The organism is Bacteroides sp. 4_1_36 (assembly GCF_003466325.1).
Classification (GTDB): Bacteria; Bacteroidota; Bacteroidia; order Bacteroidales; family Bacteroidaceae; genus Bacteroides; species Bacteroides uniformis.
The window spans coordinates 386350-409328 of the sequence record NZ_QSOX01000001.1 but is presented as its reverse complement, the minus strand read 5'-3'; the positions used below and the strand labels follow the sequence as shown (position 1 = coordinate 409328).

Sequence of the window (22979 nt, the reverse complement as noted above, 5' to 3'; positions counted from 1 at the left end):
TTATGGGAAATGCGGAAGAGAAAATATTAGAGATTAAAGTGAGGTATGATAAAGCCATTACTAAGATAGCTGAATACAGTACTGAACTTGATAAATTAAAAGCAAGGGAAAAGCAGTTGAAGGAGGATGTGAGTAAAGGGCGGATAGAGAGGGAAAAATACAACTTAATGATGGCAGAAACAAAGATAGCCGCCAAAGAATACACCGAATCCATCCGTGTACTGAATAAACAAATTCAAAATGAACGTAAAGAGCAGACAGAGATGGAAGGAAGCCTTGTTAGGTTGCGGGCTGAGCTTTCCAATCTTACCGCTGCTTATGACAGATTAAGTCGTGTAGAGCGTGAGGGGGGCGAAGGCAAAGAGCTGCAAGATAAGATAAATGCCATTACCGATGAACTGAAAGGTGCGGAAGAAGAAACGCAGCGCTTTTATCGGAATGTGGGTAATTATAAAGATGCGATACTTCAGGCTACAGAAGCCCAAGTACCTTTTGTTTCCATATTGCGCAGTGGCGTTAGCGTCTTGCGAGGTACAAAGGAATTTGTTGGTGGTTTGAAGGATGAATTGGTTAAAATAACAGTCCAGTACAAAGCAGGAACGGTCACTGCGAATATGTTCTCTGGTGCTCAAAAAGCAGCGGCTATAACAAGTAATTTGTTATCTGCAGCTTTAAAAGTGTTGAAACTTGCACTAATTTCCACTGGTATTGGGACTATTGTTGTTTTGTTGGGCTCATTGGTCGCATGGTTGGCTAAAACGCAAAAAGGTACTGAATTTCTTTCTAATGTAATGTCCTCTTTTGGGGCAATTATTGATGTGATTATAGACCGGATTGCAAAGTTTGGTGGAGCTATTGCTAAATTCTTCTCTGGTGATTTTTCTGGCGCAGCAAAGGATATGAAGGATAGTTTTTCCGGTATTGGAAAAGAAATTTCAAATGATGCGAAACAAGCGTGGGCACTGAATGATGCATTGCAACAGTTAGAGAAATCGGAAACAATGCTTAATATGAAGCGTGCGGCAAGTCGCTCTGAGATTGAAAGATTGAAGCTCATTGCGGATGATACTACAAAAAGCCTGAAAGAGCGTACTGATGCGGCTACAAAAGCATACGATATGGAAAATAAACTTCAGCAGGAAAGTATTGATATTGGCCGAAAGAAATTGGCAAATCTTCTTGGGCAAATAGAACTTACTGGTGAAGCTAATAAATTGCTTGATGATATGGCACAAGGTGCAATAACGGCTGATGAGGTTATTAGCCGATTGGGTATATCAGAAAGTACAGTGAAAGATTTAAAGGAATTCTCTCAAGTTTTTTCGGACGTAGCTCAAAAGGAAATGGAGAGCTATACCCGTAATAAGGAAACCCAGAATAAAATAAATGCGATGCGGAAAGAATCAGTAGATAAGGCTAAAGTTGTAAAAGAAAAAGAACTTTCAGAAATTCGTAAGGCTGAGGATGAAATGCTTAAGCTGGTTAAGGACAGTAGAGAGAAACAATCCATTGAGATAGAACGTCAGTTTTCTCGTCAAATAGAAGATTTGCGTGTTCGCTTGATTGAGGAACAAGACCTTACAACGAAAGCACGTGGAGCTATAAATAATCAGATTATTGCACTTGAACAGCAAAAAAATGATGCATTACAGCAATTATCGGAAGAACAACTGATGAAGGAGGTGGAGAACCGGCAGAAACTAATCTCTCTGCAACTTGAATCCGTAAAAGCTGGAAGTGAGCAGGAATACCAACTCAAAATACAGCAACTTGTTGTCCAACGTGACGTAGAACTTCGTCAGAAAGAGCTTACTGAACAGATGAAGCTTGCTGTCACGGAGAAGTACAATAAAGAGATTGATGATTTGTCCGTTCAACATGAGAATGATACAGCAAAGAAACAAGCTGATGCACTCAAACTTCGATTGGATAATGAATTGGCAGAAGCTAAATTGAATGGAGATAGTGAACTTGAGCTTCTTCGTATGCAGGAACAGCAGAAGCTTGAACTGAAAGACAGCTTGAGACGGATGGGAGAGGAGAGTGATGCCGAATTCCGGGCCAGGCAGCTTGCTGCAGACCAAGAATACTTGAATGCAAAGCAGGCGGTCATTGACAAGGAAGTGGAGATGCAGCAAAATAAAGGTGAATCCCTTTCTGTCTTGGCAGGGAATCTTTCTGATTTGTTGGAACAAGCGGCAGGAGATAACGAGAATATGGCTCAGTTGGCGAAAATACTGGCTATTGCGGAGGTTTCTATCGCGCAAGGGGTAGCCATTGCCAAAGCCGTAGAAACAGCTACCCGCTCATCTGCAACATGGATTGACATGCTTGCTGCGATAGGTACTGTAGTGGCATCTGTAACTACTGTTATGGGAAAGGCTATGAAATCGGTGAAAAGTGCTAAATTTGCACAAGGAGGTAAAGTTGAAGGGCCAGGTTCCGGTACAAGCGATTCCATACCTGCTATGTTGTCCAACGGTGAAAGTGTAATGACGGCTGCTGCAACCTCGATGTTTGCTCCGTTATTGTCGGCTTTCAATCAGATAGGAGGAGGTATTCCCATTAATGTAACAGCTTCTTCCAATCAGGCGTTAGGAGAGGACATGCTGGCCAAAGCTGTTGCAAAAGGTATGATGATGGCGCCTGCTCCGGTGGTTTCTGTGGAAGAGTTTACCTCTGTTGCTAATAGGGTTAAGTACGTTGAAAATCTTGGTAGTATATGAAAGCATATGAACTATTGATATTGAATAAGAGTCTTCTTCAAATGATGGGGGATGCTTCGCTTGATGTCGGGGATGTGAAATATATTCCCGTGTATCAAGAATATGTCCGTCTGTCAAAGGAGGGACATAAAAAGACTTATATCATGCAATATTTATCCGATGAGTATAATATTGCGGAAAGGACAATTTATCGGATAATAGATAAGTTCTCAAGTAAGGTGGATGTTTAGGGGGGGCGGAATTATTCCGCTCTTTTTTTGTTTTGAAAAAGTTGCTGACAAAGCGTGTCAGTGGAATAGACTTCTTATTTTCTTCAAGCCGTATCATGTTTTCTACCTTTGTTACAAACAATTATGTGATATGGCTAAATTATACATTAACAAGGACATTGTAGCTGATAAGGATAAAATGGAAAATTGGTATTTGACCGGTGACGAGGGGCTTTCGTTTCCGGATATCCAATACTTCCTTTCATGGCTTGACCCGGCTGACCCTAAAATTGACATTGAAATCCATTCGTGCGGCGGTGATACGGTTGAGGGGTATGCTATTTATGATGCATTACGTGCGTCGGGCAAGGAAATATCTTGTACCGTTGTTGGACGATGTGCTTCTATGGCTACCATCATTTTGCTTTCTGCTCCACTTGAACGCAGAAAAGCTTATCCTCATGCAAAGTTTCTCATCCACAAACCATATTTGGCAAGATATGATGATTTATTGGACCTTGAAACTATAGAATCCATCAAATCAAGTCTGGAAGCGGAAAAGGATAAGATGATGGCTGTATATGTTGAACGGACAGGAGTTGAATCGACCATTTTGGAGGTCCAGATGAACAAGGAGGCATGGTTTGGCGGTGAGGTTGCAAAACAACTTGGATTTATATCTGATGTTCTTATACCGACTACAGCAAAAGGAACTGATTATAAACTTAATAGTGAGAAAATGAACAAAGAGAAACAAGTAACGGTAAAGCAATCTATCATTGACAGACTGCTTGCGAAATGTGGCTACCAGAAGATAGAAGACATTCCGGTAGTATCTATGGAACTGACAGATGCCGAAGGTAATACACTGACGGTGGAACGTGAAGAAGGAGAACCGCAGGTGGGAGATGCGGCATCCCCCGATGGCGAGCATGTTATGCCCGATGGTAAGACTATCATTGTAACAGACGGAGTGATTACAGAAATCAAAGACCCGGAAGAAGCAAACGGTGACGAGGAGATTGAAGCTTTAAAGGCGCGCATTGAAGAACTTGAAGAGGAAAATGCGGCATTGAAAACCAATGCCCGTACAGTTGAGGACAATAAGATACTGAATGCTGTAAAGATGGCAGGAGGTGAGAATTGGCTAGCAAAACATTGTTCAACCTATAGAGTCTCTTTGCGTACCCAATCCTTCAAGAATACTGTTGAGACACAAGCAAGTGCAGAGGAGACACCTATTCAAAGAAAGTTGAGAGAGGAAAGGGAGAAGAGAACTAAAAAGTAAAGAAAGGAGAATTGAGTATGCCTATTTTAGATTTTTCAAAATTGACGCCAGACAATCAGGCGGTGAAGGATTTGAAAGACTTGATTGAACTGACAGTCTTTCAAAATGAGGATATGGAGCGTTTTATGACGTTCATGCCTAAAGTGACCAATGGCAAGAAAGTTGGCTTCATCGGTGAGATGGAGGATGTAGGTATCGCAGGTGCCGGATGTGACCCTGAATATCAAAAAGTGGCTATCGCTGCCGCCCAGAAAGTATGGGAAATTGGCGACTGGCAAGTTCCGTTGGAAATGTGCTATGAGGATTTGGAGAATACTATTGCAAAGTACTGCTTGAAGACCGGTACCAATATTGCGGACCTTACTTCTACTGAATATATGGATGGGATTGTCCTTCCAAAACTGACGGAAGCAATGATGAAAATGTTATGGCGCTTCACTTGGTTTGGAGACAAGGATGCCGCTAATATTGACGGTTCCGGTCAAATTACGGATGGATTGAATGTAGAATTGTTCAAGACATGTGACGGTTTCTTTAAACGCCTGTTTGCCATATGTGCAGAGAATTCCGGTCAGCATACCGTTATATCAGCCAACTCTGAAGCATCTTATGCTTTGCAGAAGTCCAAGATGAAAGAATTGGGGGCTGCTACATCTGTGTTTGACACGATGCTTGAAGATGCGGATAGCCGTATTTTCCAGAAGTCCGGACATGCAATTTTTGCTACAAAATCATTATGTGATTCTTTGTCACGTGATGTGAGGGAGAAATATAAGGTTATTATGCCTTGGACGGTCATTTTTGACGGCCTTGAAGTAGGAGAGTATGACGGCGTTACGGTCGTAAAATGTTCTATTTGGGATAGATTTATTCAAGCGTATCAGAACGATAAAACGAAACTGAACCTTCCTCACCGTGCGGTTCTATGTTCTCCGGACAATTTAATGTACGGTTGTGAAGGCGATAACCCGATATCTGACCTTGATATCTGGTTTGAAAGAAAACCCCGTAAGAATTATATCTATTCTACTGGTAAACTCGGTTCTATGATTGGCGAGGACAACTTGGTGCAAGTAGCATATTGACAAAAGGAGGTATTCTATGGGAGTATGTGATGATATTTTAAAGAAAGATATTGTTCCGTCGTGTGATGATCCAGTAGTACAAGGATTGGAGCAGGAAGGGGTAATAATGAATCGTGCGGATGTGGACTTTGCAGCCACAGTATTCAATTCTACAAAAAAGAATGTGATTGAAACGCTGGCTATGAAAACCGGGAAGAAGGCTTATAAGGTTGTTGTTCCTGGTAAAAATCCATTTACGGGTACAAAGACCTCATTAGTGGCTGGCACATATCGTAGTTCGTTTACCAATACTGTCGCGATTGTGATATTGGCAAACGACCCGGATGTATGCGCTGATGTTATTGACGGATTGGCTAACGGTACCTATGTTGTGGTGTTGGAGAATAAATATAAGGGTTTACAGAAAGAAGGAAACCCTGGTGATGCCGCTTTTCAGGTGTATGGTTACTACCAAGGGCTTACAGCTACAGCTATCGACAACGATAAGTATAGCGAGGATACTGAAGGTGGATGGGCTGTTACCTTGGAAGAGCAGAAAACGCCTAAATCTGCATTATTCTTGTTCAAGACGAGTTATGAAGCAACTAAGACTGCTGTCAACACTTTGACGGCTGAACCGGCAGCATAGGAGGGAATATGCTTGTCTTGGAGATGGTTGATAAGTTGAAGAGATTGGGGGATAAGGTCTCCCTTTCTTCTTCTGATAAATCAGACATTGAACTGATGTTTCATGAAGTTCTTGGTAGGACATTTACCAAGACCTCATGTGGTGATTGCTATCGTGACGCTGTGATTGAAATGTATTCGTACTTAAAAAGATATGGAAAAATGAAAGAAAAATCAAGTTATGCATTGAAAAATGGTGTATTGCTCCAAGTAGGCTTTGGAAGTAGTGAAATGTACACCAACAACAATCTTACTGACGAAGCGGCAGAAAGGTATCTTGCGGAAAATCCTAAAGGGATAGTCTTTTTTGCTTCAACGCCTTCCGATTGGGAGAAAAGGGTTGAAAGACGGATGAGTCCTGCTTTACCATTGGATGAAACTTTGGTTTCAGAATTGGTGAAAGCCTTTGAAGTGGAAGGTGCTACTTCTGAGATTGTGAGAGATGCGTTCAAGACTTATAAACTGAACGGGAAGAAAGTTACAGCTAAAGTATTGGATGCTCATATTAAAGAGGCTCAATCTGTAGTTGACTCTAAGCAGACTATAGAAGCCGTAGAAACGGTGAAATAAAGAACAACCTCACGGAACGATGAATGTAAATGAATTAAAGAAGAAGAGTAATAGGCGTGTTGACACGGGCTATTTACGTAATCTTGGCATCCAAAGCTACGGTGATGATAATTTATATCCCCAACATCTAAGAAATATCATCGCTGCGAGTTCAACGGGTAGCGAATGTGCAGAACGTTATGCCAATTTCATAGAGGGAAATGGGTTTCGTGAGGTTGCTTTTTCTGAATATGTGGTTAACCGCCGTGGAGATACGGCAGATGACATCCATGCTTTCGTCTGCAAGGATGTTGCTGATTACGATGGGATGGCGATACATGTTAATTATAATATGTTCGCAGATATAGTGGAAGTACAGCACATCCCCTTTGAAAATTGCCGTTTGTTGGAGGAGGATGAATCCGGATATATCGCAAAAATCGCAGTTCATCCGGATTGGACAGGAAAGAAAACCCGTCAGGGAAAAGCCATAAAGGTAATACCAGAAAATGTAGAGTTTATAGATGTATTTAATCCACGTAAAGAGGTGGTCTATGCGCAAATTCGGGCTGCCGGAGGGATTGAAAACTATAAGGGGCAGATACTATGGATTAGCAACACAGGGAAATTCGTGTATCCTATCGGAAGAGCTGACCGTGTGATTACGGAAATGAGTACGGATGAGGGATTAGCCAATGTGAAGTATCGTAATGTGCGTTGTAACTTCATGCCTTCCGGGATGATAATTACAAAGAAAGGTGCTTCTTCGGTACGTTTTGATGAAAACGGAAATCCTATAAAAGAGGATAGGACTAATGAAGATACTGGTTTTTCTGATACTATCGTGCAATTACAAGGAGACACCAATGCGACAAAGGTCTTAGAGGTAACCTTGGAATCTGATGAAGAAAAACCGGAGTTTGTGGATATTAGTCCTAAAAATTATGATAAGGAGTTTACCGTTACTGATGCCAGTGTGGTTGAACGTATTTATTCGGCTTTCGGGCAGGAGCCTTGGTATTGTATCCGGATTGGTAAGGTCGGTTTTTCTGGGGATATATTGGAAGATGCTTTTGAATACTATAACTCTATTGTGTCAAAGCAACAACGCATGATTGAACGGGCTTTTCAGAAAATTTTTGCGCATTGGTATGAACCTCTCAATCCTTCCAATGACTTTAGTGTACAACCTCTTAAATATATAAGAAATGCTGCGATGTCTAATAACAACAGATGAGGTCTATAAGTTGGCTCGTACGATGTCAATACACATCGATACGGAAAAGATAGAGGCATATATTCGGGAGTCGGAGAACATTGATTTGAAGTCAGCTTTGGGCGATGCTTTATTCTTAGATGTGAAAGAACATCCGGAAAATTATAGTGAGTTGCTTAATGGTAGTTTTTATACCATAGAATGTGGAGGAAAACGTTCCTTTGTAGGGCTGAAAACGACATTGGCATATTATACCTATGCTCGTATCGTGAAAAATGGAGATGGAAATGTCACCCGTTTTGGATTTGTCAATAAAGATAACGAATATTCATCGCGTTCTGATTTTAAGGAGAAACTTATGGCTTATAATGATGCTTTCTCTGTTGCTGATAGGTATATGAAAGAATGTGTTCGGTATTTGAATGATAACAAAAAAGACTTTCCGCTGTATAGGGGAAGTGGAGGGATTAATGCTAATCGTGTAACTTTTAGAGTACTTGGTGAATAATGCCTGATACACTTGACATATTAAGGAAACTTGCTCTACAGATAAGGAACGCCTCTTCTGAGGGAGAGAATACCGCAGAGAGGGTTGGACGCACGCTGGTCGGAATCTTGAATCTGTTATCCAAATACTCCCCTGAAGAATTGGAGAAGATTTTTCTGAGGAAAGATCGAGCTGACGGCACAAATTTTCTGTTGAAGTTCGGCGAGTTTATCGACTCGATGGTCGCGGGCAAGGGTGCCGGAATATTCCCTGACGGCCGTATGCAGCTGTCCCGCCTCGAGGTCCGCGACAGCCTTACCGTCCTTGAGCTTATCTTCAACCGTCTCTCCGCCATGGAGAGCGACTATTCCTTCTCCGAGTCTGGTACCATCGAAAGTGTATCGCAGCTTGAAGACGGCACATACAGCCTGAAGATGAAGAAACGGTGGGATAACGACTTTACTGCACTGGCAGAAAACGATGTTGTATATGGTGTTGTCAATGACCTTGCATCAGGTGGCGGCAAGTATTATACCTCCTGGCTACGTGTCTTGCATGTTGACATCTCAGCCAATACGATCAACGCTGTGATGTACCCTGATAGCGAGGTGCCGGGTGGCAAGAATTATCCTCCTGAGCCGTTGATGATATTATCACACCGTGGCAACCCGGTTGATACTGAACGGCAGGGTTATTGGTATCTGTCATCCCGTGAGCATTGTATCTGCATGCTTAACGGGGTCACAAAACCCGTCCTTGAGGAAAGCAACTATTCGGTGATCGTCGGCAGGCTGAAGCATCTGTCTCTGTTCGACAACCTGCCCATCAACTACCTGCACTCTTATATCTACGTCCGGGGATTGGTAGCGCAGGACATCCACCGCATCGACTTCCAAGGCGTATTGCCCCGCATCGCCAACGACCGCGGAGAGTGGAACATGGAGACCGCCACCGGAGCAGAACCCTACCAAGCCGACCGCGAGGCACAGACCGAGACCGTACGTGTGATGATGTACGATACCGTGTGGCACTACGGATGCAAGTGGATGTGTCTTGTTTCCGGCACTACCGACGAACCGAAGTACGGAGCAGCGGGCTGGGCAATGGTCGAGGGCAATCCGGATTTCAGCATCGATATAGAAAGCTCCAATGGCTGGTACTTCGATGCGGAGCGTTTTGCGACCACCCTCACCATTACCGGTGAGCTGTACAACCGTGACGTTACGGCGCATATCCTTGACAGTGATGTGGAGTGGACGCGCGATACGGGCAACGTCACCGAGGACAACGCCTGGGCGGTCGCACACGCGGAAACCGGCAAGTCACTGCCGCTGACGGTCAACGACCTCGGCCCCGACTATATGAACATGACCGGGTGCAAGTTCATCGCACGGGTATTGCTGCGTGACGGGCAGAACAATTATGAGACAATGAATTATATAACTTTCTAATTATGCAGACTATACAGAAGAAGATAGAGGTCAACTACCGCCCTCTCCAGACCAGCGGCGGGATAGAGGTTGTCGGCAGCGTGCCGGACGTGCAGGTGTACCAGGCTGACAAGGCCGAGTACACTCCGGACTACACGCTTACCCCCCTGACGCTGTTCCCCCGGTGCAATGCCACCGACCCGGATGCGGTGGTCAAGGTGGGTGCGGTCAACGCGTCATTGGTCAACATGAAGTGGTACGAGCGCTTGAACGGTGTGCGGACATTGATTACATCTGCCAACAAGAGCTATGTCATTACCGAGACCGGAGCCGAGAAGGGTAAGATACAAGTGAAAAAGAATACCGTTCCCGGCAGTCCGGTAACACTGGAGTTCTACGCCGAGTATGTCGATGTGAAGCGTACTGGACAGACGCACGTCTACCGTTTCAGCCGTCTTGTCCGCGCCGTTGACGGCAGCGAGGCGCAACCTAAGCTGATGGTCGACTCTCCGTCGGCACTTGACTGGAACCCGTGTCGGGACATTGCCAGGCAGGCCATCACCGCCAGACTGCTTGTCGGTGATGTAGATGTCACAGCAACCAACAAGTGCAAGTTCTTCTTCTATCGGAAGCTGAATACGGGCGCACTGGAGCAGATTACCGACGGTAACGGCGACAATGACTGGGAGTTCGTATCACTGACAAAGAACGTGCTTACCATAGACCGGGACTATATCGGCCACGAACAGACCTACGTCGTGAAAGCATCGTACTCGAAGGACGGTGCTCCTTCATCCAAGCCGGACAGTGACATAGACTATGTCTCCACCACCATCCGCAGGCGTATTCCCAGCATCGAGATTGACTGGGAGGGATTTCCGCAGCAGGTGGCCGACGGAACCAAGATGATATACCCGAAACCGGTCATCCGTGATACGGCAGGGATTGTCCCCAATCCCCAGGCCATCCTTGAGTGCGAATGGTACACGAAGGCGGCCGGCGCCTCCTCATACGTGCTGGCCGCTGCCGGGTACTCGCCCTCCATCCCATGCACCGACGGCATGATGCTACAGCTGAAGGTGATTGACAAGGGCCCGTATGCGGCGGTGGTGACATCTGACGGCAAGTACGTGACGGATGACAGCGGTAAGTTTATAGTGGCAAGGAAAAGGGATGTTTAACCATTAATCGATAGCAGTATGGCATTTTATATCAAAGTGACGAGAGAGGTTGCGGACAAGCTGGGAGTGGCAGGAATCCGCAACAGCACTGCCGACGGCAATGTGCTGTTATGGCAGGCCGATGTGGCAGGCTTTCCCGGCGATACGGTATTCGACCGGGCGGCAGTAGTCGGGGGCGTGTGCCTTTCCCCGCAGCAGGCCAAGGGTGAGATAGACGGCGTGGAAGATCCGGTGGAGGTCGCCACTCCGGAGGGTTTCATGGATAAAGACGGGGAGGAGGTGACCGATGAGCGTAGCGAGTAAGGTCGGGCAGGTAATCTTTTCGCAAAAGTCTGGCGTTTACATGCCAGCGATTATGTGCGACAAAGGCGACCTCTATCAAGAGTATGATGGTGAATCGGGTGCTCCGACAAACATAGCCCCCGACTTCACCACGATGAAGCCGACGCTCTCCTTCCTTCTCACCTCCTCACGGGTGGCTGAGGGGGGTGTGGTGCCCTCTTCCATCAGGTGGTATTTCAATGACGTGTTGATAAGCTTCACATCCAACGTTTCCACGAACACGTTCGGCGGCGAGACGGGGCATTTCAAGTACATCCCCTACAAGGCGGGCACTACGAACTATTACGGGCTTCAGATCGTGAAGAACCTGGTGAAGGCGTCGTCCGGTGCGAGCTGCAGCGTCAAGGCGGTGGCTACGGTGACCGTGGGCAACGTGTCGGATGAGGTGCAGTTCGTTTACAGCATCCCTATCACCAAGGGTGTGGGCAACCAGAACGTGGTGACCATCGTTTCCGGAGATGACAAATACTTTGCCATCCGTGAGAAGGGAGGCAGTGTCGTTCTCACGGCAATGGCGAGACGTGGAGCGTCAGAGATCACCTCCGGACTAACCTACAAGTGGTCCAGGATGGTTAACGGTGCCTGGCAGACACTCGTCGACCAGACCGGCAAGAGTCTGACCGTTACGGACAGCCTGGTTGACACTACGGGCATCTTTAAGGTGGAGGTGTCGCAGGGCGGCAATCTGATAGGCCTTGACACGCAGACGGTGATGGACTTGTCAGACCCCTACGACATCATAACTAATCCCAATCCCGAGGATGAGACGATTGTTTCCGGTTCCGGAGGTTCGGTGACTTATACGCCTATCCTTGTCAAGCGGGGACAGACCACGAAGGCAAAGAATATGCTGTTCTATTTTGTCTTTATGGATTCGGCAGGGGTCATTCTCAATCCGGCTACGGCGAATGTGGCTGCGGCAAGCGGTACCTGCACTGAAGCTATGTGCCAGCAGGCAGGCGGCAATGTTTCATGGACAATCTCAACGGCAGCATGATATGGCAAAGAAAGCGTTGGCAAGCAAGACGGGAGAAGTGAAGTATCTCCAGCAGGGACCGATCGGTCCGCTGGTCTATCCGGCTGGAGAATATTCCGCATCCACAGGCTACACCCGTACGGCTCTATCGACACCGATGGTACTGTGTGAAGGTCAATACTACGTGTTGGCTAAGGAGGGCACATTTAAGGGTGTCAACCCCAAGACAGACTATGCGGCAAACGGCAGTAAGGCGACATGGGTAGTGATGGACAAGATACAGTATGCCTTTATCGAGGTACTGATGGCGAATTTCGCCAAGCTGGCAAGTGCGGTGTTCTATGGGCAGTATATGTTTTCGCAATACGGAATAAAAGCCGATGGCTCTGCTGTAGAAACGGTAGGCGGATATAAAGATTTTAATTACAATGACCCGATGAATCCGGCAAACAAGTTTCGACCAAACTTACTCCTTGATTTTCTGACTGGGAGCTTCAAGGGACGTAATGTTGAAGTTGAGGGGACAATTATTGCCAATGCATCATTTGTTCGGATGCATGATTTCCGTGCAAACGAGGGGTATTTCTTTTTGAATCCGGCTTTTGGCTCTGAATTTCGGAATGGCCGTCCAAACCGAATTTCCCAGAGTATGTATATGCTTCCAGAGGCTGTCCAATATAATGGGATGAAAATCTCGTTGACAATATATAATGCAGCAATGGGAAGCACTTATGGTTATACTTCAGTTGTAACAACAGATGGATTTAATGAACTTACATTTGAAAATAATGAATATCATTATTGCAATAAGATCGCTATATCAAAAAGCGGAGTATATGAGTTCATGTCATTAGGTGCAATATGGATTCTAACTAAAGGAACGGACGTAGCCTATTCTTATGCGGAATTGGAAGAACGTACTTACGAAGACCCAATTAATTAGCAAAATATTAAACAAAACGAGAATAAAAACAAAATGTTAAACCGGTTGTCGTTTTTATCCGAAAATGACGACCCTCAAAAGTACAAGGGATATGATAGAAAAGGTTAATATAACAGATGCCAATGTGGTTGAGTTAATCAGAGAAAAACTGCCTGCTGCAACAGAAGCAAACAAGGGACTTATGCAAGCTAATGGATTTGAACAAGGTAAGAATATATTAAATGAAGAATACGATAGTAAAATCAGTGCCGGTGTATATTCATCTACTGATAATTTAAATAATATGGGCACTGGAATTTTATTAGCGCTAAGAGGGTTTCAATACACAGCCCATTTATATATTACCAACTCTGCAAGAATATATATTAAAACCATTCGTAGCAATGGAGAGGTTTTGAAAGATTGGACGTTAATAAATAATACCAAAACATAAGAGACTTTTGGAGTATCCATTTTCCTACCCTATCCTTTGACCCTCAAAAGTACAAGGGATATATGATAGAGAAGGTAAACATAAGCCAAGTAATGAACCAGTGTCAGATAGTGACTGATACAAACTATGTGTATGTGGAACTGGCAGATGGTAGTCAGGGGAAAATAAAGAAAAGTGATTTGGCAAATGTGATGAATACATTAATAGGAGGCTTATTTCCAAAGTTATTTTCCACTCCTTCAGCTGGAAATGTAAAAGGCTTTATAATTAGAACAGCAATAAGTACGGCACAATATCGTGCCATAAGGTTGCAATGCTCTATAGGTTTTAACCAAAACAATATGAGTAATGAGAATTTCTCTGTTAATATAAAGTATTGGGAGAACAAATTCGCAGACAGTCGTCTATCCAAAGAAAATTACAGTTCAACAATATGTAACTATATCGTATGCTACGTTGATAATGACAATACTTTCAGTTTTTATTTAAACAGTAAATACCCAAACCATTCTGGCGGCTATCTTATGTTGTATGCCATATCAAATGTTAATGGAAACAAGAACCAAATTCTCTCCATGGAAGCGGTAACATCGGAATATGTTATTGGCTCTCATTCCAAGGAAAATAAAATTACCATTTCATAAGTCTTTCCAATTTTCTGCCTATAATTAAAATCCGTCCTATCCTCACGGACAAGACGGAAAGTCTGTATTAACTAATTGATTAAGTATAAGTTCTATAAATTCCAACTCTTCGGACTTTACTTTATAGAACAAGAACTACTTACTATGCCTAAAAAGACATGCGGTAAAATTAATAAAAATCAATCAGAATGCCAAATAAAAGCCCGCTCAAACCATCGCGGTCTGAACGGGTAGAATACTTCTTGTCAATGCAGTTTGTTCATGGGGCAAACTGCATAAAACCTAAACACTTAACTGGAATAATTGGCGGCATTACCCACCAAAAGCATCCGATCTTCACAGACTGAGAATACTTTCATTATTCCAAAGAATAAAATAGTATTAGTTAAGTAGTATATCGGCTAACTATACAAAGTTACAGTATTTAGTCGGAAACAGCAACCATCTAAGTAAAAACATCCCGATACTTCACAGACCGGGATGCAATGCCAAACAAAGAGAGTTTCCGAATGAAAATCAATATGAACAAAATGTCTTTAAACCTTAATGCAACTAATACCTATTGTCTAACCATAACAACTACAAGTTACTGATAACTTTTAAGGCATAAACCATAGTACAAAATTGATGCCAGAATGATTGCGCAACAATATTGCATTCATTTTCATTAATATAAGGCAAAATCCTCTTTTAACAATACTGTGGAATATTGTGGAGTGCTCCACGGTATTGTGGAATAATTCCACAGTTTTAAGTAAGAGTTGGTGCTTTTCACTCTGACCGTCCTGCAAAGCCTATTACGTTGATATGTCTGTTAACGATATATATTTCCATGAAGACCACTCATCTTTCCCGTTGGCAGTGACACACTTTCTTACAAGGATAAAGTTTTTCCTTGCAGGAAAATCAATATGTATTGTATATTCATCTATATACAAGACCAAGAGCACACCATGCGCGCCATAGGAAGTCCCCGTACCAATTATGGGGTCCCCATGCTTATACACACCAGGTTTCTTGAGGTTATCTATAACTTCTTGACTGTTATATATAAAGGAGCCTCTTGCACATAATATGTCACTCAAAAAAGAATCCAACGGTTCTAAAATGCCCTCTCCCTGGGTGTTCAGCCCGCGTATCTGAGCAATTATTCCGTTAGGCAAACCTCTCTCCACTTCTGACAACTTAATCTTTTCCATCATACCTTTGTACTTTTGAGGGTCAAAGGATATGACGGAAATAAGCAATAAACAGCAATGAGCACAATAAAAGTAAAAGTTACTGAGCAATTTATATCGAGAACGAGTAAGGAAGGCAGGGGAATAACCCCTGCTAATAATTAGTTATCTGCATGACATTTATTCCCGTTTCTTTATTTCCGTTGTTCTTAACAAATACAGTGCCATTGACAGCCTTCTTATTCAAAATAATCTTGCCGACCTCTGTGAAGTCCGTGGAAATACTCGCACCATTATTCAACAATATATTGGCCGATACTCCGGCGCCGATCATTATCAAGGCTGTCGCCCCAGCATCAGCCCATCGAACCATGTACATTCCATAATAGGATGTCTTCAAATCGTATTCCTCCCCCGGTTGCAATGTCAGTCTCCAGGTAGGGAACATCTCATTCCTGATATTCTTTATATTGAGCTGCCTTGTGATGGCATTTATCACGCTTGTGTCTGTAATATCAATCTTCTCTATCATATCCCTTGTACTTTTGAGGGTCATTAGAATACCCTTTTTGGTTAGGCTGTTGAATAAGACTACCTTCACCGCAAAAATGGTTTACGCATATATTCGTGTGTCGACAGACAAACAGACTGTCGAGAACCAAAGGTTCGAAGTCCAGAAATTTGCAACGGAAAAAGGACTTGTAATAGATAAATGGGTGTCCGAGAAGGTTTCCGGTACCAAAATTGCTAACGATAGGAAATTAGGTCCGCTTCTCAAGAGGATGAAGAAAGGCGACACTCTAATCATAACAGAAATCAGCCGATTAGGAAGAAACCTGATGGGTATTATGTCAATGCTTCACCTCTGTATGATTAAGGAGACTTGCGTTCTTACTGTCAAGGAACGTTACGAATTAGGTAATAACATCAACAGTAAGGTATTGGCATTCGCTTTCGGTTTATCCGCTGAGATTGAACGTGATTTGATCAGTCAGCGAACCAAGGAGGCCCTTGCTTACAGAAAAGCTGCAGGAATACGACTTGGTCGGAAAAAGGGGGATAAAAACACGCATTACAAGCTTACAGGAAAGGAACCTCTCATTAGAACTATGCTCGAATATGGTTATTCAAAGGCAGCCATATGTCGTAAGCTTAAATGTAACCCTAAAACATTGGATGACCATTTAAAAAGGATGCAATAAGTAATCGGATTTCAAATATAAATTCCTATATTTGCTTGTAGAAATGTATATAAATACCAAGAGCTTAGTGGCAACTTACGTTGTCATCGAGCTCTTTTTTTATGTCCTTTTTCAAGGTTGTGGAAGCAATTACTTTTGCTGTCACGGAATGTCAGTGGAAAATTGTAATTCAACAACTTGTTTGATTTTGCCTGATGTACATTTGTGCGGTGTCGGACAAAAAATGGTTATTAGTAGATTATTAAATGAATTGGTGAAATGGATATGAATGATTGGGTTATGCTGGTGACCGCCCTCGGTGGCATCGAGGGCATCAAGCAGCTTATTAAGTGGTGGATGTCGCGCAAGACCAATGCGCGTATTGAGGACGCACATGCTGATGTCGAGGAGTTCAAGGCATTACGGGAGTACAACGAGTTCCTGCAGAAGCAGCTTTCGGTGAAGGAACAGCGGTTTGTGGAGCAGACAGACCGGCTCCGTAAGGTGCAGGATGAGTTATTTACACTGAAGGAGGCTAATTCTGACTTGAAACTGGAACTGGCACTGAAACGGTGTGAGAGGAAGAAATGCGGTGACAGAGAACCGCAAAACGGCTACTGATTCGCGGAAAGGAAGGTGTTTCACAACGGCTCCCTTTCCCTTAATACTACACAACTTAAAGTTTAAACAAAGGCGTTTGCAAATATATTGTATTTTTATGTAAAACCAAAAATCAAGGAGGAAAATAAGAATGGCGAATGTGTATAAATTAGCGCCGTGGATTTTCAAATGGGAAGGCGGTTTTGTAAATGACCCTGACGATTTGGGAGGGGCTACGAATATGGGGGTTACTATTTCCACTTGGAAACAAGTAGGATATGATAAAGATGGTGATGGTGATATAGACGTGGATGACCTGCATCTGCTTACCCGTGAGGATGTCGTTAACCGGGTGCTCAAGCCGCATTATTGGGACAGATGGAAAGCTGACGATATTAAATCGCAATCAGTTGCTAATATATTGGTTGATTGGGTGTGGGCATCCGGTGCGCATGGGATAAAGATACCTCAACGTTTGCTTGGTGTAACAGTGGATGGAATAGTAGGTCCCAAGACCATTGCTGCGGTGAATGCCAGGAACCCGCGTGAGTTGTTCGACATGATTAAGATTGCACGGTTCGATTTCATCGAGGATATATGCAAAAAGCGTCCGGCGAACAATAAATTCAAACGGGGGTGGATGAATCGGATTAACGATTTGAGGTTCGAGGAATGAAAAAGTTACCGTGGATATTAATTGTACTGCTGCTTATAGCTTGTGTGGCGGCTTGGTTCCGTCCGCATGAGCAGTCTCCGGCAGAAGTTCGTGTAGAGACGAAGATAAAGACGGTTGTCAAGGTAGATACGATGCTTATCTCTGCGCCGATGGCTGTGTTCTGGCGTTTCGTGCCGGATGATACGACACGGATAGGTGATACCTTGCTTCATCGTAAGCAAGTAGTATATAGAGATAGTTCGTATCGTGCTGTGGTAAGTGGATATGTAGACCCTCGGCTGGATAGTATGACTGTGTATCCGAGAACGGTTTATCAGACGGTGACGAATGATATCTATCATCCGGTGGTTGTCAAGCCAAAGAAAAAGCGGTGGGGCTTTGGTTTGCAGGCTGGATATGGCTATCCGGGTGGTTTTTATGTCGGTGGTGGGGTGAGTTATAATTTGTTTATGTGGTAGAAAAAACATACCTTTGTTGCTGTAGTAGTTTTACTTATCATTCATTTGATAAGTGGCCCCGGCTTCCGTCGGGGCTTTTCATATTTATAAAAGAAATGGTATCTGCTTGTTTCAATGAAAACGGAATTGATAGAGAATATAGGTTTTACAGAGGAGGAATACAATGCCAGGACTTTGGGTGAGGGTGTTGCCTCCTTTGATGAATTCATAAATGCGATAGTCGCATTTGTGGAAGAAAGTGGCGGCAGTCTGGAGGATGCCGTTGATATGGCGAACGACGCGTATTTTCAATTATAAATGATTATATAAAGTAGCTATGGCAGAAGAAAGTAAATATGCTTACGACGAGGAATCCGTCAAGGCAATAATCGAATGGGTACAAACAGCCCGATTGCCTAAAGAGGTGGCATTAAGTGAGGCAGAACATATCTTTGACACCTCTCTGTATGTTAATGCGAATATATGCGATATTAAGCAGCATTAATTCATATCTATTGTGGGTGACATATCCCGGCTTTCGTCGGGGCTTTTTCGTTTGTGTGCCCTTTCTTTTATAAAATTCTCTCAAATCACGTAGGGAATTTCAGAAAAGCAGTTGTCTTTATAGTAGAATCCGGTATATAGTGTTAGTATAGTCCTTCTTTCAGCCATTGCAGTTTCTTTATACTGGATTTGCAGAATGTTCCAACATTGTGTGCTCTAATTGATTGTATATATTGAAAGGAACATGCTGGACCTCAGCTTTTATGCGGCTGAGGTTTTGTCGGAGACAAGAGTGCGTTGTTGAACGTGCGATGGAAATATGTGTTTAACCAAATTATTAGTTATGAAAAAAGAGTTTTGTATGGTAATTGCATTTGCTATGGCTTTAGCCGGGTTATTTATGCTTATGTTTATGTCATTTGATTAGTGAATGTCTGTTTGTTGACTGTTTTATAGAAGGGGCAGCTTATTCAGCTGCCTTGTTCCATTTCCCAGGAATTAAGTAATCCATATTGTGTAATTATTCCCCATGTGTGGTACTCAGTTCCACATATTTCCACACATAATTATTCCTTCTTGTTTTTATAATATGCTGATGTATAATGTATTATGTACTGATGTACATCATGGCATATCGTTTGTCCTATAGTTAATACAAAAACTATATTTATTTACTTAAAACTTACGATTATGAAAAAAGTATTGGTAGCATTAGCAATGGTTATGGGATTAGGCAGTTCAGTAGCATTTGCTTACGTGGTTTCTGGAACACAGTCTGTAGAGCAAACTCAGCAAAATCCTCAGGATGAGTTCACAAAAGTGGAAGTAAAAGACTTGCCTCAGGCAGTTATGAATGTCTTGGCTAAGGACTATGAGGGGGCTGTAATAAAGGAGGCTTTCATTTCCGAGAAAGAAACCGGTAAGATTTATAAGGTTGTGTTGACCATCACCAAGGAAAATCAATCCACTGAAGAAGTGACGGTACTTCTGAATGAAAAAGGAGAAACTGTAGAATGAATGGAAACTCTGTAGTGGTTCGGCATCCATCTACAGAGATGATTTGAGATACTTTTATGTCTATCTCGTTAATGCGAAAGGGGCGGCTGAATAGTCGCTCTTTTCGTTTATATTGTAATAATAGTTCGTTTCTTTTTTGTCAGAAATTCCTATTATAGAGGGTTGTTTTATACAAAATAATGTTTATATTTGTATTCTAATCCCTATTGTATTATGAATGACAAACAACAACTTCTAATTGATTGTATTTCCCTTCTTCCCGTTATAGGCATTCTGGTTTTGATAACTGTTGCCAATGACCAGCTTGTTACTATGGTTGCTGCCTATGTGCTTTGCGGAGAACTCTTATGTGTATTGGTTAGCAGGATATTAAATTTGTACTATATTGATGTGGCTTTTGTTTGGTTGGGTGGGATTATGCTTTGGTTGTGGTATTGGTTCTGGTTGGAGTCAAGCCATGTAGTGATGGAGATTGTGGAAAAGGCAGTTGAATGAATCGCTTCTTTTTCAGTAAAAATCCCCGTAGCGGCTCAACTACGGGGATGGTGTCAAATAACAGAGTATCAATATGAGATACTAAGTGAGCCTATTTTTTGAGATATGTCTTGTAGTGCATTGTTGAATGTCTGTAATTCTTCTTTGGTAAAGCGTGCCGGTTTCCCGTTTACCAGATTGCCATTTAACCTCTGATATAACCACGAACGGCTCTTGTTGAAATACTTTTTCGCAAGATAGCTTAGAGAAACTATTTCGGCAACTTCTTGTAATTGCAATTTGATTGCACTTTCTTCTATAACGTCCAGTTTCTTATCAATGTTCTGTAAGCGCTCTGATACAAAGTTGGCAATAGCTTTCTTGTCTTCTTCCGAATTGTACTTGGCTGCTATTTCTGTCATTTTGGTATAGAACTCTGGAGAGTCTGTACCAAGTAGTGGCTTTAATGCCAGTAATTCATCTTTCAGTGCCATATATTTATTTTTAGTGCCCTCTCCGGAGAGAGGGGCTTTGTTTTACTTCTTTTTTTCTAACTCTTTCAATATTTTGTCGATTGTCAGTAATCGGTCTAATCTTTTATCAATCTCTTTTTCTTGGTTAGTTCCGGTAACTTCGGCAATAAACCTTAGCTGGTCTAATTCTTTTTTGAGGAATGCTCTTTGTATAAGCAGGTCCTTTTTAATTTGTTCGTTACTCATGTTGATTACTTTTGTTATTTGACATTACAAAGATAATAATCTTTTGGTTATTAAACAACTATTGCATGAATTATTTTCGTTATTTCGCATATTTTTTCCATATTTGCAGTGCGTTACATACTTTTATTTGCGTCGGGTAGAACCTGACCGTTGGGCTACTGGTGATTGATTTTGCCAGTAGCTTATTCATATACGGTTCCGACCCCCGTGAGATAGCTTAATGGCATCCTGTATCCGACGTAAGTAGATATGTAACGCAACGGGAAAGCGGAACCGTTCTTTTTCCGCTTCTTATTCTTAATCCGGTTGCGTTATGGGTAAAACTGAATCATCCTTCCCGAAGCTCACGAAGTCCTTTATTGGTTACGGTCACTATCGGCTGACAGTCACGTTTTCCGATTGTGTGAAAACCGCGCTGACGGGAAATATGGACTTAATAGACCGCTTGAACTCCGACATAGAAAAGGAGAGGGAAGAAGCTACTATCGAGGCAATAGCTTTCGTCCAAGAACAATCACTTTAGACTGTCGAAGATTTTTCTCATTGCATCATCCGCATGTTTTCGCATGACCCTAAAATAGTTGAATATTGGTCTATTGGTTTTCATCGACTGGCCGATGCAGTATTCAAGTATTTCTAAGGAGATACCTAATTCAAATCCGTGCTGGACGAATGATTTACGGGCTGAATAATATATCACATGTTTCTTTATGCCAGCTATCTTGGCAAGTTCTTCCATTTTACGTGATACCACGGAGTAGCATTGCCCGAATGTTTTGTACTTGCCAAACACAAGCTTTCCGTTTTTTTGCATGTATTTGTTTATGATTTCTCTGGCTTCCGGTTGGATTGAAAATGCGGTTTTGCTTTCACCGCTTTTCTTGTTCTTTGTTTTCCGTCGGTAATATTCTATCCAATCTTTACGGAAATCAATGTCAAGCATATCTATAAGGTTGATTCCACCGAGGTAATAACTTAGCATAAATATGTCGCGTACTACACCTATGTTGTATTTGGGAATTTCCATATCCCGGATAGCTTTTACTTCGTCAATAGTAAGGTCTAGTTCACGAATATTAGCGGATGGCATTCGGCAGAACTCAAAAGGGTCAATCTCATATTTTACCATATTGTGCTTCTTTGCATAGTTGATAATCACTTTGAGTAATGTCAGATATATTTTGATAGTGGTAGGGGATAACCTCTTATCCTCAAGGTCCATCTCGAAATGCTTTATATTCCGAGGTGTAATCATAGAAAGTAATAAGTCACCTTGTGACTTAATGAAGGACTGGCAGGATAGCCTATATAACTTCTCTGATTTACTTCTTTTCTCTTCTGCGAGTTCAGATAGATAAGAATTCATAGCTGAGGAGAATTTGGCATTGGTATGGTCTTTCTTCTTGATGATGATTTCCCGGAGTTCGGAACATGAATATACATCCACATCATAGATGTTGTCTATGACTTTTTGGTAATGGTTGAGCAGGTTCCGGAGCTTCATGTTCATAGATGCAGCTTCGGGGTGATTGATAACTTGACCATCTTTAAATTGGGACAAGTCATCGATGATACAGTTTGTAGGAATGTATCTGGTACCGGAGTTGTGTGCCAGAGATATTCTTACTTTGTGCTTTCCGTTGATAAGCACTTTAGCTGGTACGATACAAAGTTTAAGTGTTGCCATCTTTTTGTTTAATAAAGTTGCGACAATTTGGTTATTAAAAAATACTGTCCGACAATTGTCCGACAATCAAATTTTGCAACCTGCTGCGAAGTGATGGAAATCTGCTTTTTCCGTAAGTACCTGATACACCTAAAATAAAAGCACTTCCAACGTTCGCTTACGGAGGAAGTGCTTCACACAAAAACTAAACTAGACTTAACTAAACTATTCTATTGGGGGAGTTTCACAACTCCTATCTGTTCGGTGCAAAGATAAAAAAACATATTTTAATATGCAAAAGGATTCTATAATAAATCGACGTTTTTTCCGATTTTATCGACGGATTGGTCGA

28 protein-coding genes are annotated in these 22979 nt (G+C 42.6%); 23 read left to right on the top strand and 5 right to left on the bottom strand.

Annotated features, from left to right (window positions below):
• Window positions 1-2: 2 nt before the first annotated feature.
• The 15 genes from DXD65_RS01810 to DXD65_RS01740 all read left to right on the top strand — a co-directional run bounded on the left by DXD65_RS01810 (window position 3) and on the right by DXD65_RS01740 (window position 14175).
• Complete coding sequence (locus tag DXD65_RS01810) at window positions 3-2726, top strand: hypothetical protein (protein WP_117589270.1); 2724 nt, start codon at window positions 3-5, stop codon at window positions 2724-2726.
• The gene (locus DXD65_RS01805; RefSeq protein WP_117589269.1) at window positions 2723-2956 is read left to right on the top strand and encodes a hypothetical protein; all 234 of its coding nucleotides are present in this window, start codon (window positions 2723-2725) and stop codon (window positions 2954-2956) included. Before DXD65_RS01810 ends, DXD65_RS01805 begins: the two co-directional genes overlap by 4 nt.
• 130 nt (window positions 2957-3086) lie before the next feature.
• A complete protein-coding gene (locus DXD65_RS01800) occupies window positions 3087-4223 on the top strand; it encodes an ATP-dependent Clp protease proteolytic subunit (protein ID WP_158573894.1) in 1137 nt (378 codons plus the stop codon).
• Between the two features lie 17 nt (window positions 4224-4240).
• Entirely contained in the window at window positions 4241-5308 is a 1068-nt protein-coding gene (locus DXD65_RS01795; protein WP_117866139.1) for a hypothetical protein, read from the top strand.
• 16 nt (window positions 5309-5324) lie between these two features.
• Window positions 5325-5936: a hypothetical protein gene (locus DXD65_RS01790; RefSeq protein WP_117589266.1), complete on the top strand. Its 612-nt coding sequence runs from the start codon at window positions 5325-5327 to the stop codon at window positions 5934-5936.
• Window positions 5937-5959: 23 nt separating this feature from the next.
• A complete protein-coding gene (locus DXD65_RS01785; protein ID WP_129643886.1) occupies window positions 5960-6544 on the top strand; it encodes a hypothetical protein in 585 nt (194 codons plus the stop codon).
• Between the two features lie 19 nt (window positions 6545-6563).
• Complete coding sequence (locus tag DXD65_RS01780; protein ID WP_117589264.1) at window positions 6564-7760, top strand: hypothetical protein; 1197 nt, start codon at window positions 6564-6566, stop codon at window positions 7758-7760.
• A gap of 22 nt (window positions 7761-7782) precedes the next feature.
• Window positions 7783-8247 (top strand): hypothetical protein, encoded by a 465-nt coding sequence (locus DXD65_RS01775; protein WP_147350688.1) that lies wholly within the window; start codon window positions 7783-7785, stop codon window positions 8245-8247.
• A complete protein-coding gene (locus tag DXD65_RS01770; RefSeq protein WP_117887310.1) occupies window positions 8247-9677 on the top strand; it encodes a hypothetical protein in 1431 nt (476 codons plus the stop codon). The genes DXD65_RS01775 and DXD65_RS01770 overlap by 1 nt, the downstream gene beginning before the upstream one ends.
• A 2-nt stretch (window positions 9678-9679) precedes the next feature.
• Window positions 9680-10837 carry a hypothetical protein gene (locus DXD65_RS01765; protein WP_117866137.1) on the top strand — a complete coding sequence of 386 codons (1158 nt, stop codon included), beginning with the start codon at window positions 9680-9682 and terminating at the stop codon, window positions 10835-10837.
• A gap of 18 nt (window positions 10838-10855) precedes the next feature.
• The gene (locus tag DXD65_RS01760) at window positions 10856-11140 is read left to right on the top strand and encodes a hypothetical protein (RefSeq protein ID WP_035449790.1); all 285 of its coding nucleotides are present in this window, start codon (window positions 10856-10858) and stop codon (window positions 11138-11140) included.
• 40 nt (window positions 11141-11180) lie between these two features.
• Entirely contained in the window at window positions 11181-12176 is a 996-nt protein-coding gene (locus tag DXD65_RS01755) for a hypothetical protein (RefSeq protein WP_230373599.1), read from the top strand.
• On the top strand, window positions 12088-13098 hold the full coding sequence (locus DXD65_RS01750; protein ID WP_147350687.1) for a hypothetical protein: 1011 nt from the start codon (window positions 12088-12090) through the stop codon (window positions 13096-13098). Before DXD65_RS01755 ends, DXD65_RS01750 begins: the two co-directional genes overlap by 89 nt.
• A gap of 91 nt (window positions 13099-13189) precedes the next feature.
• Window positions 13190-13531, top strand: a complete 342-nt coding sequence (locus DXD65_RS01745; RefSeq protein ID WP_117866132.1) for a hypothetical protein — start codon at window positions 13190-13192, stop codon at window positions 13529-13531.
• Window positions 13532-13593: 62 nt separating this feature from the next.
• Window positions 13594-14175 (top strand): hypothetical protein, encoded by a 582-nt coding sequence (locus tag DXD65_RS01740; RefSeq protein ID WP_117866133.1) that lies wholly within the window; start codon window positions 13594-13596, stop codon window positions 14173-14175.
• Window positions 14176-14972: 797 nt separating this feature from the next.
• Here DXD65_RS01740 and DXD65_RS01735 read toward each other — a convergent pair.
• Both DXD65_RS01735 and DXD65_RS01730 read right to left on the bottom strand, forming a co-directional pair.
• On the bottom strand, window positions 14973-15377 hold the full coding sequence (locus DXD65_RS01735; RefSeq protein ID WP_117887308.1) for a hypothetical protein: 405 nt from the start codon (window positions 15375-15377) through the stop codon (window positions 14973-14975).
• A 130-nt stretch (window positions 15378-15507) separates the two neighbouring features.
• A complete protein-coding gene (locus DXD65_RS01730; protein WP_117589368.1) occupies window positions 15508-15885 on the bottom strand; it encodes a hypothetical protein in 378 nt (125 codons plus the stop codon).
• A 76-nt stretch (window positions 15886-15961) separates the two neighbouring features.
• Between DXD65_RS01730 and DXD65_RS01725 the strand changes: the two genes are divergently transcribed.
• From DXD65_RS01725 to DXD65_RS01695, 8 genes are all read left to right on the top strand, one after another.
• Entirely contained in the window at window positions 15962-16555 is a 594-nt protein-coding gene (locus DXD65_RS01725) for a master DNA invertase Mpi family serine-type recombinase (RefSeq protein WP_117887307.1), read from the top strand.
• A 258-nt stretch (window positions 16556-16813) separates the two neighbouring features.
• Complete coding sequence (locus DXD65_RS01720; RefSeq protein ID WP_117589104.1) at window positions 16814-17155, top strand: hypothetical protein; 342 nt, start codon at window positions 16814-16816, stop codon at window positions 17153-17155.
• Window positions 17156-17285: 130 nt separating this feature from the next.
• Window positions 17286-17810: a glycoside hydrolase family 108 protein gene (locus DXD65_RS01715; protein WP_117887306.1), complete on the top strand. Its 525-nt coding sequence runs from the start codon at window positions 17286-17288 to the stop codon at window positions 17808-17810.
• Window positions 17807-18268 carry a DUF6808 domain-containing protein gene (locus tag DXD65_RS01710; protein ID WP_117887305.1) on the top strand — a complete coding sequence of 154 codons (462 nt, stop codon included), beginning with the start codon at window positions 17807-17809 and terminating at the stop codon, window positions 18266-18268. Before DXD65_RS01715 ends, DXD65_RS01710 begins: the two co-directional genes overlap by 4 nt.
• A gap of 114 nt (window positions 18269-18382) precedes the next feature.
• Window positions 18383-18565 (top strand): hypothetical protein, encoded by a 183-nt coding sequence (locus DXD65_RS01705; protein WP_117652699.1) that lies wholly within the window; start codon window positions 18383-18385, stop codon window positions 18563-18565.
• A 19-nt stretch (window positions 18566-18584) separates the two neighbouring features.
• A complete protein-coding gene (locus tag DXD65_RS20950; RefSeq protein ID WP_158573893.1) occupies window positions 18585-18752 on the top strand; it encodes a DUF6965 family protein in 168 nt (55 codons plus the stop codon).
• A 689-nt stretch (window positions 18753-19441) separates the two neighbouring features.
• Complete coding sequence (locus tag DXD65_RS01700; RefSeq protein WP_008664637.1) at window positions 19442-19768, top strand: hypothetical protein; 327 nt, start codon at window positions 19442-19444, stop codon at window positions 19766-19768.
• A 213-nt stretch (window positions 19769-19981) separates the two neighbouring features.
• Window positions 19982-20263, top strand: a complete 282-nt coding sequence (locus tag DXD65_RS01695; RefSeq protein WP_061411824.1) for a hypothetical protein — start codon at window positions 19982-19984, stop codon at window positions 20261-20263.
• A gap of 68 nt (window positions 20264-20331) precedes the next feature.
• Here DXD65_RS01695 and DXD65_RS01690 read toward each other — a convergent pair whose 3' ends face one another.
• The 3 genes from DXD65_RS01690 to DXD65_RS01675 form a co-directional block, all read right to left on the bottom strand.
• Window positions 20332-20736, bottom strand: coding sequence for a DUF5053 domain-containing protein (locus DXD65_RS01690; RefSeq protein WP_117589095.1), 405 nt, complete (start codon window positions 20734-20736; stop codon window positions 20332-20334).
• 42 nt (window positions 20737-20778) lie between these two features.
• Window positions 20779-20961, bottom strand: coding sequence for a hypothetical protein (locus tag DXD65_RS01685; RefSeq protein WP_117589094.1), 183 nt, complete (start codon window positions 20959-20961; stop codon window positions 20779-20781).
• 514 nt (window positions 20962-21475) lie between these two features.
• Complete coding sequence (locus DXD65_RS01675) at window positions 21476-22648, bottom strand: tyrosine-type recombinase/integrase (protein WP_117589092.1); 1173 nt, start codon at window positions 22646-22648, stop codon at window positions 21476-21478.
• Between the last annotated feature and the right edge of the window lie 331 nt (window positions 22649-22979).

Excerpts from the sequence above, each read along its gene's own strand:
- DXD65_RS01720 (WP_117589104.1), top strand. The coding sequence starts at position 16,814 with ATGGATATGAATGATTGGGTTATGCTGGTGACCGCCCTCGGTGGCATC.
- DXD65_RS01810 (WP_117589270.1), top strand. The coding sequence starts at position 3 with ATGGGAAATGCGGAAGAGAAAATATTAGAGATTAAAGTGAGGTATGAT.
- DXD65_RS01695 (WP_061411824.1), top strand. The coding sequence starts at position 19,982 with ATGAATGACAAACAACAACTTCTAATTGATTGTATTTCCCTTCTTCCC.
- DXD65_RS01690 (WP_117589095.1), bottom strand. The coding sequence starts at position 20,736 with ATGGCACTGAAAGATGAATTACTGGCATTAAAGCCACTACTTGGTACA.
- DXD65_RS01755 (WP_230373599.1), top strand. The coding sequence starts at position 11,181 with ATGCCAGCGATTATGTGCGACAAAGGCGACCTCTATCAAGAGTATGAT.
- DXD65_RS01785 (WP_129643886.1), top strand. The coding sequence starts at position 5,960 with ATGGTTGATAAGTTGAAGAGATTGGGGGATAAGGTCTCCCTTTCTTCT.
- DXD65_RS01710 (WP_117887305.1), top strand. The coding sequence starts at position 17,807 with ATGAAAAAGTTACCGTGGATATTAATTGTACTGCTGCTTATAGCTTGT.
- DXD65_RS01760 (WP_035449790.1), top strand. The coding sequence starts at position 10,856 with ATGGCATTTTATATCAAAGTGACGAGAGAGGTTGCGGACAAGCTGGGA.
- DXD65_RS01770 (WP_117887310.1), top strand. The coding sequence starts at position 8,247 with ATGCCTGATACACTTGACATATTAAGGAAACTTGCTCTACAGATAAGG.
- DXD65_RS01735 (WP_117887308.1), bottom strand. The coding sequence starts at position 15,377 with ATGATGGAAAAGATTAAGTTGTCAGAAGTGGAGAGAGGTTTGCCTAAC.
- DXD65_RS20950 (WP_158573893.1), top strand. The coding sequence starts at position 18,585 with ATGGCAGAAGAAAGTAAATATGCTTACGACGAGGAATCCGTCAAGGCA.
- DXD65_RS01790 (WP_117589266.1), top strand. The coding sequence starts at position 5,325 with ATGGGAGTATGTGATGATATTTTAAAGAAAGATATTGTTCCGTCGTGT.
- DXD65_RS01745 (WP_117866132.1), top strand. The coding sequence starts at position 13,190 with ATGATAGAAAAGGTTAATATAACAGATGCCAATGTGGTTGAGTTAATC.
- DXD65_RS01675 (WP_117589092.1), bottom strand. The coding sequence starts at position 22,648 with ATGGCAACACTTAAACTTTGTATCGTACCAGCTAAAGTGCTTATCAAC.
- DXD65_RS01795 (WP_117866139.1), top strand. The coding sequence starts at position 4,241 with ATGCCTATTTTAGATTTTTCAAAATTGACGCCAGACAATCAGGCGGTG.
- DXD65_RS01685 (WP_117589094.1), bottom strand. The coding sequence starts at position 20,961 with ATGAGTAACGAACAAATTAAAAAGGACCTGCTTATACAAAGAGCATTC.
- DXD65_RS01700 (WP_008664637.1), top strand. The coding sequence starts at position 19,442 with ATGAAAAAAGTATTGGTAGCATTAGCAATGGTTATGGGATTAGGCAGT.
- DXD65_RS01765 (WP_117866137.1), top strand. The coding sequence starts at position 9,680 with ATGCAGACTATACAGAAGAAGATAGAGGTCAACTACCGCCCTCTCCAG.
- DXD65_RS01705 (WP_117652699.1), top strand. The coding sequence starts at position 18,383 with ATGAAAACGGAATTGATAGAGAATATAGGTTTTACAGAGGAGGAATAC.
- DXD65_RS01740 (WP_117866133.1), top strand. The coding sequence starts at position 13,594 with ATGATAGAGAAGGTAAACATAAGCCAAGTAATGAACCAGTGTCAGATA.
- DXD65_RS01715 (WP_117887306.1), top strand. The coding sequence starts at position 17,286 with ATGGCGAATGTGTATAAATTAGCGCCGTGGATTTTCAAATGGGAAGGC.
- DXD65_RS01730 (WP_117589368.1), bottom strand. The coding sequence starts at position 15,885 with ATGATAGAGAAGATTGATATTACAGACACAAGCGTGATAAATGCCATC.
- DXD65_RS01800 (WP_158573894.1), top strand. The coding sequence starts at position 3,087 with ATGGCTAAATTATACATTAACAAGGACATTGTAGCTGATAAGGATAAA.
- DXD65_RS01780 (WP_117589264.1), top strand. The coding sequence starts at position 6,564 with ATGAATGTAAATGAATTAAAGAAGAAGAGTAATAGGCGTGTTGACACG.
- DXD65_RS01775 (WP_147350688.1), top strand. The coding sequence starts at position 7,783 with ATGTCAATACACATCGATACGGAAAAGATAGAGGCATATATTCGGGAG.
- DXD65_RS01725 (WP_117887307.1), top strand. The coding sequence starts at position 15,962 with ATGGTTTACGCATATATTCGTGTGTCGACAGACAAACAGACTGTCGAG.
- DXD65_RS01805 (WP_117589269.1), top strand. The coding sequence starts at position 2,723 with ATGAAAGCATATGAACTATTGATATTGAATAAGAGTCTTCTTCAAATG.
- DXD65_RS01750 (WP_147350687.1), top strand. The coding sequence starts at position 12,088 with ATGTGGCTGCGGCAAGCGGTACCTGCACTGAAGCTATGTGCCAGCAGG.